General features: G+C 38.9%; 12 protein-coding genes. 6 read left to right on the forward strand and 6 right to left on the reverse strand.

The genetic code is table 11. The features are described from left to right. Positions 1–315: 315 nt before the first annotated feature. The 5 genes from ACYVBM_RS04805 to ACYVBM_RS04825 are packed head-to-tail and all read right to left on the reverse strand — an operon-like array spanning position 316 to position 6,258. On the reverse strand, positions 316–1,602 hold the full coding sequence (locus tag ACYVBM_RS04805; protein ID WP_460684490.1) for a hypothetical protein: 1,287 nt from the start codon (positions 1,600–1,602) through the stop codon (positions 316–318). Positions 1,603–1,614: 12 nt separating this feature from the next. Further along, positions 1,615–4,005 (reverse strand): TonB-dependent receptor, encoded by a 2,391-nt coding sequence (locus tag ACYVBM_RS04810; RefSeq protein WP_460684491.1) that lies wholly within the window; start codon positions 4,003–4,005, stop codon positions 1,615–1,617. 30 nt (positions 4,006–4,035) lie between these two features. Beyond that, complete coding sequence (locus tag ACYVBM_RS04815; protein ID WP_460684492.1) at positions 4,036–5,652, reverse strand: PepSY-associated TM helix domain-containing protein; 1,617 nt, start codon at positions 5,650–5,652, stop codon at positions 4,036–4,038. A 5-nt stretch (positions 5,653–5,657) separates the two neighbouring features. Continuing rightward, the gene (locus ACYVBM_RS04820) at positions 5,658–5,939 is read right to left on the reverse strand and encodes a hypothetical protein (protein WP_460684493.1); all 282 of its coding nucleotides are present in this window, start codon (positions 5,937–5,939) and stop codon (positions 5,658–5,660) included. Then, complete coding sequence (locus ACYVBM_RS04825; RefSeq protein ID WP_460684494.1) at positions 5,926–6,258, reverse strand: DUF3325 family protein; 333 nt, start codon at positions 6,256–6,258, stop codon at positions 5,926–5,928. The genes ACYVBM_RS04820 and ACYVBM_RS04825 overlap by 14 nt, the downstream gene beginning before the upstream one ends. 676 nt (positions 6,259–6,934) lie before the next feature. On the opposite strand from ACYVBM_RS04825, the gene ACYVBM_RS04830 reads away from it, so the two are divergent. Next, the gene (locus ACYVBM_RS04830; protein ID WP_460684495.1) at positions 6,935–7,177 is read left to right on the forward strand and encodes a hypothetical protein; all 243 of its coding nucleotides are present in this window, start codon (positions 6,935–6,937) and stop codon (positions 7,175–7,177) included. Between the two features lie 37 nt (positions 7,178–7,214). Here ACYVBM_RS04830 and ACYVBM_RS04835 read toward each other — a convergent pair whose 3' ends face one another. Further along, a complete protein-coding gene (locus ACYVBM_RS04835) occupies positions 7,215–8,519 on the reverse strand; it encodes a sensor histidine kinase (RefSeq protein ID WP_460684496.1) in 1,305 nt (434 codons plus the stop codon). A gap of 1,142 nt (positions 8,520–9,661) precedes the next feature. Between ACYVBM_RS04835 and ACYVBM_RS04840 the strand changes: the two genes are divergently transcribed. The 5 genes from ACYVBM_RS04840 to ACYVBM_RS04860 all read left to right on the forward strand — a co-directional run bounded on the left by ACYVBM_RS04840 (position 9,662) and on the right by ACYVBM_RS04860 (position 13,878). Beyond that, positions 9,662–10,438, forward strand: a complete 777-nt coding sequence (locus tag ACYVBM_RS04840) for a hypothetical protein (RefSeq protein WP_460684497.1) — start codon at positions 9,662–9,664, stop codon at positions 10,436–10,438. A gap of 82 nt (positions 10,439–10,520) precedes the next feature. Beyond that, positions 10,521–11,489 carry a YihY/virulence factor BrkB family protein gene (locus ACYVBM_RS04845; RefSeq protein ID WP_460684498.1) on the forward strand — a complete coding sequence of 323 codons (969 nt, stop codon included), beginning with the start codon at positions 10,521–10,523 and terminating at the stop codon, positions 11,487–11,489. Between the two features lie 3 nt (positions 11,490–11,492). Continuing rightward, positions 11,493–11,693: a KTSC domain-containing protein gene (locus ACYVBM_RS04850; protein WP_460684499.1), complete on the forward strand. Its 201-nt coding sequence runs from the start codon at positions 11,493–11,495 to the stop codon at positions 11,691–11,693. A 643-nt stretch (positions 11,694–12,336) separates the two neighbouring features. Continuing rightward, a complete protein-coding gene (locus tag ACYVBM_RS04855) occupies positions 12,337–12,606 on the forward strand; it encodes a hypothetical protein (RefSeq protein WP_460684500.1) in 270 nt (89 codons plus the stop codon). 690 nt (positions 12,607–13,296) lie between these two features. Next, entirely contained in the window at positions 13,297–13,878 is a 582-nt protein-coding gene (locus ACYVBM_RS04860) for an RNA polymerase sigma-70 factor (RefSeq protein WP_460684501.1), read from the forward strand. Positions 13,879–13,980 lie beyond the last annotated feature (102 nt).

Here is a 13,980-nt window from a genome sequence, read left to right on the forward strand (position 1 = left end):
TTGTATAATACTGTTTAACAAACTTACTTCGTAAATTTTGATAGAAACCGTTCGGTGGCGATTTTAACGAATGAGACTGCTACTTCTTTCTTTATTAAAAGGATATTGCATTGAGAAGGTAATGCCAATGCTCCAAACTCTTCCCAGAATAGACTGTTTGCGTAACTCAATTTCTACTTTGAATCTCATGATTCCCCGAAATATGCATTGAAATAAGAAGCCACCTCAAATATATGTAAGGCGGCTTCTTCTTTAATAATAGATGTTCTTTACAATTGCAAATCTCTGGTTGCTTTTAAAAACTAGCTGAATAGATCAGTTATTGTTGGCAATATTAAACATGCCGTTAAGAGTAGCCCCGGTAATGGTAAATGCTTTAACCGCTGTAGCAGCAGATGCATTTAATCTATAATACACGTTTTCCTGCGTAGTAGATACAGGTAAATATACATTGCCCTGGTGTGTAAATACAGTACCTCCAAACCATATTCCCACCTGTGGTATTCCGGTAATGGGCGTAACAGTTTGGGTGTTCAAATCCAAAATACACCACTTGGCAGATGGGGATGAAAACAGGATACCGAAAACTTGTTGAATCTGAGTACTGGTTAAATTTTGTACCCCGCCAGCAGTATTTATTATGTCAAGAACAGCTTGTGGTATTTCAGTATTTACAATGCTAACTGCTTTGCCATTTCCAATAGTGGTAAATTTATTGATTGTGGGTAAAAATACATTGGCAGCATTTAAAGTTTTAGCGGGTTCGAACTTGTAATTTGCATCAATAGTGTTGCTGCCAACAGGGATTTTACTTACACGTGCAGGAAGGTATCCGCCGGAATAATTTCCTGCATCATCAATATAAAGGTTGCCCTGATCATCAAGACTACGCTGTCCAAAATCTTCAATCCCCCGGAGCGAGGTGGAACCATCGCCCACTCGTTGTGTCGAACCTACATAGGTACCTGTTTTGATATTAGCCTGATGTACAAGCAGAACATTATAGTCCTTCTCTGTACTACGCGAAACAGCAAAAACATCATCCCCCCTAAAATAAAAACTTTCGTAGCGGTTGGCTAAGTTACCCGGTGACGGGCCGGCAGCCATATTGATAGTAGAAGTTACTTTTAATGTTTTGGGGTTGAAAACTGAAATGATATCATGGTTGGCCCAATCGCAGAAAAGACCGGTTTCTGAATCTTTGATCATTATCAGCCTGGATCCGTTATGAATGGTGGGAATAACGCCCGCTTCCACAACTTGACCGTTGGCGTTTACCACCATTTTGGAAAAGCCGGAAGCTCCATCTGGCCTTTTCATATATAAAGCGTTATCATAAACTGATGTAGGCTCAAAACTTTTGAAATCTTTTGCTCCGTCAAAAGTAATAGTGCTGCCATCGGCTGGCAGTTCAGGAATGTATTTTACCAGGGCGGTATTGCTGGAGGTAGTACCGCTCATAACAAAACCAGTTGTTTTGTTTTCCGGCGTCGTGTTATCGGGCCCGTCGTTTTTATCGCAGGAAAAGAAAGTGGTTACAAGAAAGGCCGCGGCCAGCCAATTTAATGGGGACAGTTTTAAACTTTTAGCTATTGATTTCATGTTTATTAAATTTTAAAGCGTGTAATTTATTTTAAAAGCATAGTTAAAGCCAGGCCTTGGAACCCTGAAGTTGTCGTATATTTTAGCATTAAATGCATTTTGAACATTGAAGGAAAAGCTTAATCCGCGCTTTACCAGCGAGTAATTGGCTCCTGCATTATGCATATTTTGAACCGGGACAATAAAGGTGGGATTTGCCTTATCCAGGTCTGCTACTTCGTTAATACTGAACCGGTCGGTATAAAAATATGTCCAGAATAGTTTCAGGTTATTGGGTGATTTGAATATCCTTTCAAAAGTATAATCAGCTCCAATATTGTAGAAAAAGCGGGGGATATTTGGAACTTGCAAGCCAATAGAAGTCGCTTCGTTTTCCTGGCCAACTTCTGAAATTTTACTGCTTTGGTAAGTAGCATTCCAGGAAATATTTAAATGCTTAAAAAGGTCAAGTTTGGAAGCCAATTCAATCCCACTGCCATCCACAGCGGCTTCGTTTACAAACCTTGCATTTTCAGGCCCAACCGGCCTTAATCTGATTAAATTTTTTCGATCGCGCACAAAACCATCCACCTGAATGGATAAATACACCTGGCTTCCCAGTTTATTATGGTAAGCGATGCCCGCGTTAATATTGTTGCTTATTTCAGGCAGTAATGTGTAATTGGGTAAGATGACCAAAAAATCACCAAATACTTCATCATCTCTGGGAATTCTAACTGCTTTTTCAAAACTGCCTCTTATAAAAACGGTGGGGTGAATATCATATTTAAAGGCGAGGCCATAGCCGTTTTGCGACTCGTTAATTTTTCTTATGGGAAGTATAGTAGCCGAAGAGGCAAAAAGATCAATAGATGCTGCTGAATAATAATAGTTTTTAAATAATACGATGCCGGTTAGTTTTTTATCGAAAAAATATTGTACCAGTTCTGCACCTATAATGTTTTTACTAAGCTTCGAGGGAATGGTATTGGGGTCAAAAACTTGTCCTTCAATCTCTAATTTCCTTGCCACCGGATCCTCACCTTTAATCCTTGTGTGGCTAAAAAAATCAGAAAATTTTAATGAAGTGTTTGAAGCTAATTGATAATGAGCAGTAAGGCGATGCGCTGTCCCTAAATTGCGCCCTTCTCTTAAAGTAGGGCGGCCGAAAATCTCTGCCCCGCCGCTATTCTGCGTTTTAAATTTTTGGCCTGTCCAGTTATAAATGGATTGGGTGCTGTCATGTACACGGGATGAAGCGTTTGACAGCATACCAAAATAGCGCAGGGTTAATTTATTATTAAAGAATTTCTTACGGTAATCCATCCGTTGGGTAAAGCCATTTATTTTGGCTTCCGCTTCGCCTGCGGCGGTGCTGATAATGAATTGGCCCTGCTGAATTTCATCGGCCCGGTAAGAATGTGCAGCGGACAGCGTAAATTTATCTGCCCAGGTTCTGTTTTTTAAGCTTAGAGAGGCTTCTATAAAAGATGATTGATGTTGATTGTGAAATCGCACAGCATCAATGGTTTCTTCGCTCACGCTTAGCACGTTCCCCTGTGCATCCAGATTTTCGACCAGGTTGGGGATACCGCGCATTTTATAATTATTGTCAGAATAGTTGTAAAAGGAGGAAACAGAAAGCGAGGTTTTATCGTTCCAGTTTTTAGTACCATTTAAAGTAAAGCGGTGCGTGTTAAAGGAACCAAAAGAATAGGAACTGCGTAGTTGCGATTTGGTTACCTCTACAGGTACCAGGTTAATGCCACCACCCAAAGCATCTGTTCCAATATCTACAGGTATTACACCCTTGTAAACGTCAATTCGCTCTAACGCATCTACAGGTATAGTATTTAATTGTATGGCATGACCATAGGTTTCCAGGGGAATACCGTCATAATAAGTTCTAACAGCATCGCCTGTCAAGCCATTCAGGTTGATATTTAGTGCGCTTCCCAGACCACCATATTGGCGCACCACTACACCTGTTGCCGTTTTTAATACTTCTTCCGCTCCCATCGAAAAATCGGCCATTTTTTTAACATTCAAAGATGTTATAGTCATTGCATGCTCGTTGAGTAGCATTGCGCGGTTTTTGCCCGTAATACTAACACTGTCTAATGTTTGAACCGTTTCCTCGAGCGCAAAAACTAAGTCTAAATTTTTGTTGATGGTGATATTGGATTGAATAGTGTTAAAACCCACAGCAGTGAGTGTCAGCGTATACTTTCCCGATTGAATGTTGTTAAATTCAAAACTCCCATCAGTGTCCGTGGCCGTTGTTGCAGCACCGTTGCTGAGGTTTACTGTAACCAATGGCAGTAGGCGACCAGCTTTTGAGTGTACCCGGCCTTTAATGTAAAAACTATTTTGTCCCCAAAGTGCAGCGGGGAGAAGCAGGAGTGCCAGTAGTAATTTTACCATGCAATCTGAAGTATTTGAAAACGCTTTGATTTAATTTTCGGCAAATTTATCGGAAGCATTTTGGGTAGTGTTTTCGAATTTGGGAAAATCTTTAAGTAAATATTTTTTTACTATTAGTAAACCGAAGATGCCGATGGTAAGCCAGGTTATATCAACAGCATATACATAAATTTGGTTGGTCATGAGTGTTTTCCAAATCCAATCACCTGTAAATATACCATTGGCTGCAGGAATCAACAATGCTAGAATACTTCCCAGCAAAATATAATTGCGGTTCAGCGCTCTGTAGTTATTCCAAAACAAACCGATGATGGTTAAAACAAGCCAGCCTGTGAAAAATATAGTGTTTACCAATTCGGCCCTGCCGGGAAAATCCATCGGCACGGAAATATTGGCCAGAAAGATCAATGCTATCGCCGGAAACATAGATAAGGTAATAGCTAAATAAACCTTGGTAACCCGGTGATGGAACCTTCGTTGTTTATCTGTGTACCTCGAGTTATCTCGGGCCGTACGCCAAATCAATACACCACTGATGATGATATAGCAGGTGATCAGCGACAAAATGAAATAAATTATTTTCAGTAAAATTCCTCCGAAGTTGCCAAAATGCAACTTAAACAACACCCCGAAAGCGCTATCCCTGTAAGTTTTCTTATCGGGGTCTTTATATTTTAACAATTTGCCGTCTTTTCCGCTGTAAACAAATAAACCGCTGGCAGCTATGCTTACCTGGTCATCCGTACTGACACTGATGGTGCCGTCTGCTTTGGTATAATTGTTAGCAGACAAGTAGGTTACGGCTCTATCCGGGTTTGTTGTTTTTGCCTTTTTGTAGGCTTCGTTTAAAGTAAAGTAGTTTTCCAGTGTTTTGGCTTTCGGATCGAATTTGTAGTCCCCCGAGTCACCAGAAACAGCTTTCAAAATTTGGGAACTATCTCCATTAAACATCAAAAACGCACCGGGAGCCACAAGCAAAATAGATAAACAAAATAATGCCCCCGTAACTGCATATATCAATTGAAAAGGTAAAGCGATAAAACCTAAAGAAATATGGCTATTGGTCCAGATCTGCTTCCATTTGCCTTTCGCCGTAAAACCATAAAACTTATTAACGATATTTTTCCAATGTATAAGCAGGCCGGTGATGATGGCGAACAGGAAAAAGAACGATACCAGGCCAGCCAGGTAAACGCCTATCATAGGAATTTGACTAAAAAAATGAAGCTCATATATAGTATTGGCCATATGGGTTTTGGGTTCGTCGGCGCTTACTACCTCATAAGTTTGCGGATTAATGTAAGCGTTAAACCGCCCGGTTTTTCCTTCTGGATTTTTGGTGTTGCCACGAAACCACACAAACGGATTGACCCTGGTGGGTGGCTCCATACTAAATTGCAAGGTGATATCGAAATTCTTTACATTTTTTTGAACAGCACCTGTGATTTTATCGTAATCAACCTGGTTTGCAGGCATGCTTTCGAAGCGTGCTTCGGGGTTTTCCCATCGGTACATTTCGTGCATGAAAAATGAAATGGCACCGCAAAAAAAGATCACGTACAATGCGAAGCTGATGACAATGCCCGACACCGTATGCGTGTGAAATAGCGCATTATACATTCGGGGCTTTAAGGATTTAAGCTTCATGGGTGCTATTTATTTAAAAATATGATGGCGGCAAAAATGATAATGAGCAATAAATAAACGCCCCATACCTTCCAGCCGCTTTTAGCCAGGAAGGCGATCACCATTAAGATAGCCCATAACAAAAACGTTGTATATGCAGATGTTATAATCAACCCATCTTTATTTTTTAAAAGGATGCCAATGGCATTATGAAACAGAATCGCAACTAAATAGCCTCCTAAAAAACCGGCCGAAATTTTTAAAATTCGTTGTCCCAGGGAAGAAAGGTATTTCTTATCTGCAGGCATTTATAGGTATATTTTCTATAATTATTAAAAGGACGCAAATAAAAGCCAACATAAATGCCAGTTTGCTATTTAAAGGAAATAGCATGATAACAAGACTGAAGGAAAAAATGAGGGCAAATAAGAAAACTACTAACCCTGTGCCCCATCCAAATTGTAATCCTGATAATAAGGCTGAAACAATAAATGTAATATAGCCACATATTCTAAACATCCGCTTTCGCACACGCATATTTTTTGTTCGCATATAAAGCGCTGAAGGAAAATATTTTGAAGTGCCGTATAGTAAAAAACAGCCAAGAACGGCAACAATAAAAAACATCAGTTGAATTTTTAGTGGATTAAGTTATTATTGATTAATGAGTTGGTTTTCAATATTTCTCTCACTTTCAGATGGCGCACCATAAACACGGTACCCAAAATCTCGCGAAAAAGCCACTTTTCACCGATCCATGCATTTTCTGCTTGGTAGTACTTTATCCTTGCGGATCCGACTAATTTTACTAATGCAATAAATTTTTAGAATTATCTTAGTTCTGGACACTAAAGTGAAAATAAATATACTTTTTGCAAAAGTATTTCCATTGTCTACATCTTGTTTACGAGATCGGGAAAATTTATGTTATGGGAACTTTTCAGTCAATCCTCAGCTTCCTATAACAATCCTGTAGGCTTAAAAACCGCAGATAACGCATTTTTAGAAAAAGCGGTGAATCTTATGAACACTAATATGTTAGATGGTGAAGGTAATCTAGAAAAACTTGCCTGTCAACTTCTTATGAGCCATTTCAGAAAATCTATAAAAGACATCGCCCAAAGAATGAAGAAGCAACTATTACGCTGCTTCCTTCGAAAAAGGAGCTTCCTTTCTTTTTTTAAGAGTTTGTAACGTCAACAAGAAGCCGGTCATGAGTTTTTGAACCGGCTTCTCATTTTTGCATCCTTGTGAAGAAGAGGAGGTATTGATAAATATTAGTGCTGTATATTTATGCCTGCAAATGGAACATTTTTTCGAATTATCAATAAACTATCAAGGCGAGGAAAGATTATTTAAAACACGGCTCGTGACTTTTGGCTACACCTATAATTTTTATATTATTATTGATGGCAAAGAGTTAGCAGTAGAATGTGACGATGAACAAAACTACAGGGCAATTGTATCTGACCCTTTTGCCCGGCAAAGTATTGATCCGAGGCTGATAAAAACTATTGTAGAATACCTGCAAAAGCTAAATCAATAATCTTTGGGTCGCAATTAAGTTGCTGCTAAAAGAACGGCTACTCTGGTGAAATTGGTATTGAAATATAAAAGGTGCTTCCTTTCTCCGGCTGACTTTCAAACCGGAGTTCAATATTTTGCTTGCTGGCAAGTTGCCGGCTCAGCAGTAAGCCAACGCCTGTTCCTCTTTCCCTGTTAGTGCCAAATTGCGGTTGTACCAGTTTTTCAAATAGTTCTGGCTGGATATTGGCAGGTATGCCTTTACCTTTATCCCGAATGACTATAACATATTGATCGAAAGTCTGGCTGGCAGTAATACTTACTTCACTATCGGGTGGCGAAAACTTGATCGCATTATTGATGATGGATCTTATTAAAATCTGTAAAAGCATACCATCCGCTTTGACTATTGCCAGGGATGCGTCGATAATGATACTTATCCTTTTACGTTCGGCATAAGATTTTTCAACGAAAACGGCTCTTTGTATGACCGAAAGTATATCAATGGGGCCGATTTGGGGGGGCGTAGAACTGACCTGCTCCCTGATCCATAAGAGCGTTGTTTCCAGCATAGCGGAGGTCGATTGTGTCAGTAAAAGCAAATCCTTCCTAATGATTTCATGATCATCACTATTTTCTGCCAGCAAGGAAAACTGCTCCAGGTAGAACTGTATTGATGCCAGTGGACTTTTCAGATCGTGGAATACGAGTGAATATAAACGGTCCTTTTCTATAGTGACTTTTTGTAAGGCCTCATTTTTTTCTGCGAGGACTATAGCCTGCTGCTGTGCGTCTCTTCTTTGACCTATATAAAGTCCGACCAATTTGGAAATGATAAAGTAGGTGGCTATTAACAGTGAGATCAGGCTGCAAAACAGGTCAATAAACTGTTCTTTTTTTGAAACATACACAGATTGTATCCATTCAGGATGCAGGTACTCAGATAGGAATAGCAGCCCTGTGATAAGGATATGCAAAGGGATAAGGTATTTGTGGTATTTCCTGGAGATTACAATGAGCAGCAGCAGGAATACGAAAGGGCCTATCAGGATAGCAGGTCCTGAGATTCCCGATTTAAAGTAGTAAGAGCTGATAAATCCGCCGTAACCAATAACGAACATCCCCGCTATGGCCAACCGGATATTTCTTTTATATCGGGATAGGTAAAAGATGAGTAGGTGAACCAAAGCGATTAGTGTAATGAGTGGGATGGAACTGTGAAGTCGCAGTGCCATGTTGGCAATAATAACACCCGATAATAAAGCTGCCGTTACCAGGTTCGCCGCATGAAATACCTGCATCTGCGGAGAGAAGGAAAGGTCTTCCCCGATTAAGGCAGCAAATTTTAATTTGACTTTAAGCATGAAGGTTTAAAGGTTTAAGGATACGCGTTCGCTTGTTAAACAGGGGGTGACGCCCATAAATGGCTCACGCTAAAAAGCTTTAATATCGTCAGTCGATAATTTGGTTTAGAAAAGATTTGTCAGGGATTTAATTTATTACCTTTCGTTATATTGAAGATAAGAATAGTTTATATATGTTTTACATTTTATTGTAAAAAATATATGCCCTGGTTGGTCAGTCAAATAGGGTATAAGCGAGGTTACTTTTTGCAATTCTCGCTTACCGCGATAATAGTTACGTTGGAACATAACTCACTGTTTATCTTGTTATTATAAAGATGGCTTTTGTGTTTTTTAAGTACTCGCAGGGTATTATTTTTTAGAAAGGCAAATCATCCTCAGGAGCTTCATAATATCTTTCAACCTTATCAAATCTTTCCCAAAGATTGTTTAAGATTATTTTTCTTCTGTCCTCTGACCTGGACCTTAAAAGGGCTATGAGGGTAATATGAATATTTCCCATCTAAAAAGATTAAAGTCAATTTGTTATTATTTTGAATAACTTCTTTAATAATTGAATTTTTATAAACTTCTTCCAATAATTTTATTATCTTCTCAATATCCTTTTCGTATTTTGTATTACATGGCATTTTAGATATAGCACTGATCAGACTATCAGCAAATTCTCTATAAATAATTTTTTCCGTATTTGGAAAAATCGATTTCTGCTCTTATCTGATCAACTATTGCTCTGTTAATATCAAAGAAAGAGGATATGTGCTCTGTATAAGGCAACAGCATTATAGAATTGAGACTCGAATATTGGAACTCAATACTTTAAAAGTCAATAAGTATTTCTTCAATTAATTTTCCGACGAAATAGATTTCTGATTTTGTGTTATATATTCTATCTGCGAACTCATCCGGCGTAGTATATCGGTGTAAAATCCTGTTCTCCTCCAAATAGGCAAACTCTCAATCGTCTGACCAAACAAATCATTCAATTTGTCTGGATTTTCAAGTATATATTTATTAATATTTCGTCTCCATTAAGATATAGCCAGTTAATCGCTCAGGATATAATATATTCTCAGCTTGGAATAGTTCTTGTATTTAACCCACTGATAAATAATTATGTAAATACGTAAGGATTCTTCTAAAACATGTCAAAAAGCAATAAAGGTTTATCCCGATTTGTCGTTTACCAACCCGATTCCAAGGTGTTTCATGTCTGCCTGGAAGTAGGAAATGTTTATTATTGCTGGTGGAGTAATTACCCTCCTGCCCAGGATAACCGGTTTGCACGCAAAGTGACCCGGTTAAAGGCTATTATGCCTAAAGTAATCCCGGCAAAACAGGTTTACGACAAAGGCACTTATACGGTCAATAAAGGCGATGATAAGGCAACTACTGAAAAGAAGGTAAAAGAGGGCGTAAAGCAGAGGTCTTTTTCTTTTATACTCAATGGCGAGGTGCTCAACGGCAGGTTTATTATCAAGCAAACTTCAGTTGGTACCATGCTGCAGAAATTCAAAGATAAATTTGTGGTAACAGAAGATATTTTGGGAGGGGATTTAAGCAGAACCATCAGCCTGATGGTACCGGACTATGATCCGGATTCTGTTAAGCTCCCTTATTCCCAAAAGCGCAGGATATCCATAAAGCCTCCAAAAGCAGAACCGCTGGATGAGGTCGAAGATGAGCCTGCCGGAGAAATAGCGGCTGATAAGAAGTTAGGCAATACCTGGTATCATTTCGATCTATATCATTCAGATACCGGACCCGAATTGTGCATTGTGTATGATAGCAAGAACGGAGTTCTGGTATTAAAAAAGAACCGGCACGGATGGGAACTACTGAAAGCAGCCAAAAAAGTTGTGCCGGAAAAAGAGAAAGAGCTGGCAGAACACGCTGAAGCACTCTACAAGTTACAGTATTAGTAACCAACAAATTCACATACTATTTATGTAATAAGAATTGGCACATTTATTTATACAGTATTACTAATTCAAATAAAAAATAATGGAATCTTCAATGCCTGCTAATAAAAAAGACAAGCGATTATCATTCAAAGGGGTCTGGGAGGTTATTAAAAACACTTTTAAAGGATTCTCAGATCATAAAATTACCAAACTGAGCGGATCGCTGGCATATTATACGGTTTTTTCTATGGGACCACTTTTGGTGATGATCATTTCTCTATGTGGCCTGTTTTTAGGGAAAGAGGCGGTAGAGGGTGAAGTTTTTGCTGTTTTGCAGGGGTTTGTAGGGGAAGACACAGCCGGTCAGCTACAGGAGATTATAAAGAATGCTTCACTTACAGGAAAAAGTACAATTGCTGCTATCATTGGCGGGGTAACGCTTCTGATCGGTGCTACTACCGTTTTTGGAGAAATCCAGGATTCTATCAATACTATATGGGGGTTAAAAGCCAAACCTAAAAAAGGCTGGTTAAAGATGCTGCAAAACAGGTTTCTTTCATTTTCTGTTATTGTAAGCCTTGGATTTTTATTACTGGTTTCATTAACAATAACAGGAATAATTGAAGGTGTCAGTAAAGGGCTGCAGGCAAGGTATCCGGATGTGACGGTAGCATTGTTCTATATTATTAATTTAATGCTTACGCTGCTTATCAGCGGCATCATATTCGCTGTTATATTTAAGGTGCTTCCCGATGCTAAGATAAGATGGCGGGATGTTTTTGCAGGCGCATTGATAACAGCGTTCTTGTTTATGCTGGGTAAATTCGGTATATCCCTGTATATTTCTCAAACGAAGGTGGGCAGTACTTATGGTGCAGCAGGATCGCTGGTAATTCTTATCGTCTGGATTTACTATTCCTCTATTATTCTTTATCTCGGCGCCGAATTTACAAAAGCCTATGCAGTAGCTTATGGCGATGATATCCATCCAAACGATTATGCAGTCACCACTAAAGAAGTTGAAATTGAAACCGGTAAAAAAACGGTACAGGAAAAAGAAAAAGTATAGGCCATGCCTTCAACCGTGATACATTCCATTCATTATAACGAAGCAAAGCAGTTGCTGATAGTAGAATTTGTATCCGGTTGGATATACCACTATCAAAAGGTGCCTCCATTCATTTACAATGCCTTCAAAAGCTCTAAATCAAAAGGCGTATATTTCAATGAACATGTAAAGGATCAATTTCCGTTTGAACGGATAAATCGTTAGTCTGCTGCATGGCCAGATATCTGCAACATAAAAGAGGCCAGTTTAAACCGCTTCTTTAAAAATATATGAATGGAATTTGCTCATTGAACCAATGGTTGTTTTTTGCACTTCGATTCTATACCCGATGAGCTGTGCTTTTGGGGTTTAACGAAATAACTTAATATTGGGAAATAAAAAACACAAATTACAGTCAAAAAAGTGTATTTTTAATACAGGTTTAAATACTCCATCATTTAAGATAGGATCAGCTATAATATCTACTATATAATAGCATTTATTTCATCTCTTCTTATTTTTTGCTGCCGCATTTCTGCCTCTTTCTTAAAACAAGAAATCAGTACAATGAATGTATATTTCAAACCTGGATTTCAGGCCTCATACGCCGATTGGGGCGAAATTTTTCAAGGTCCTCTGAGCGGGTGTCTGCTGTTAAAGTGATTACCGATGAATTTGCCAGGAAAAGGCCGTGGCTTCGGTTTGTGAAAATGAGCGCTCCAGGAGAGGCTTCTTTAGTAATAAAGATACTGACGACGGGACAGAACGTTTTGGCCGGAAACGGTAATAGAAAATAAAAGGTGCTGCGCTGTCCTTCTTATGTTCGTGCAGCACCACTACGATTTTATAACACATTGAATAAAACAGTATGCTTTTTCGAAAACAAGATCTGGAGGGAACTCATTATTCCTGGAATGAAAATAACATCTTTGATGGCCAGCCCAGCCGCAGAAGTTTTGACAAAAGAAATGGCGACCAGGTACTTTTTCTTATTAACTTTTATGCATCGCTTGCAGGCCATATGAGTCTTTCTGAAGGCCGGTTAATTGAACGTGCAATTATCTGGGAATTACCTGATGAAGCCAAAAGCGAAGTTTCTGCTTTTAATTGGATCCGGCGAAGCGTTTTTAATATTTGAGGTGGTGATATAGAAAGAGCATAAGGAAGCCATTGGTGCATTTAATCATCGATACCATAGCGCTCTTTTGTGCTTTTGCTGCTTTATTGGTTACCTGTGTAAACAATTAGACAGGGCGGTCTCATCAATACTTAAATGAGTGCTTATATTGTGTTTAAACAACCTCTACTCTGAAGTTTGCGTTTGTTGTTCCCGGTTTTTATAATCGCTGATATGGGTTTATATTGTTGTTGCAATTGCTTACCATCCATCTGATAATAATCGCCCAGCTGATGACCACTTACAGGTTGATTATCTAAATGCTGTTTTTTTAAAAGCAGCACACTTTTTTAGTCAGTCGTGTTCCCTTCATTGCCAGATCCCAGTTACGCTATACGATAGTGCCGGTGTCCGGATCTTCTCAGCGGCGACGTTTGATACTCAGAACCACTGTACCTGCGGGCAACAAATATCCCATCAACTCCTTGATCCGCATTTGGACGTAATAGCGTATGAATTGAACAATTCATAAGACTGAAAGGCCTTATAATTTTAATGGCCCTATTATTACCCTAACGGTAACAGGCACCAATGGAACGCTTAAATAATACGGTTAATGGTACACCTGGCCATGCAACGGAGTTTTGAAACGCAGAATAATATTGTATGAAAAAAGTTAGCTTTGACAATATCTAAATAGAGATTAAGTTAATGCAAGATGAAAACGTGTCATATTGGGTGGATTTAATTGCCGGGAGCAGCGATGAAATTGCGTTTTCAAAACTGTACAGACATTTTTTCCCGGGTCTCATTTCATTTTCCTATTCAATGCTTAAAGACCGCCAGCGTTGTGAGGAAGTTGTGGAAGATGTATTTGTAAGGCTGTGGATGAACCGGGCCAGGCTGACAGCAATAGATAATTTCACGCATTATTTATATACCGCTGTAAAAAATTTATGTATCAATGTAATAAATCGGGAAAGAAATATTGGCATGGAGGAAATTGGCGATGGTATGGAGTTTACTTTTGAATATCCCGAAAAACATCTTATTGAAAAAGAGAATTTGAAAAAAATTGCTGACGCTGTCAATGCACTCCCTGAACGCTGTAAACTTATATTCAGGCTTATTAAAGAAGAAGGACTTTCCTATAGCCGGGTAGCGGAGCTCCTCGAAATTTCTACAAAAACGGTTGACGCGCAATTAAATATAGCGGTTAATAAAATAGCTGCTGCATTAAAAACTGAACTGCCGGAGTATAAGGTGTTTTACAGCCGTAAAAACCAATCTTAACCATGATAGTATCTGCAGGTTCCGCTAATGGGATGGAGCCTGAGCAGATTAAAAAAAAATAAATTTCTTTTAGGGAATCGAATCTTTTATTGTGTTTTATAA

It is taken from the genome of Niabella aquatica (assembly GCF_054779315.1).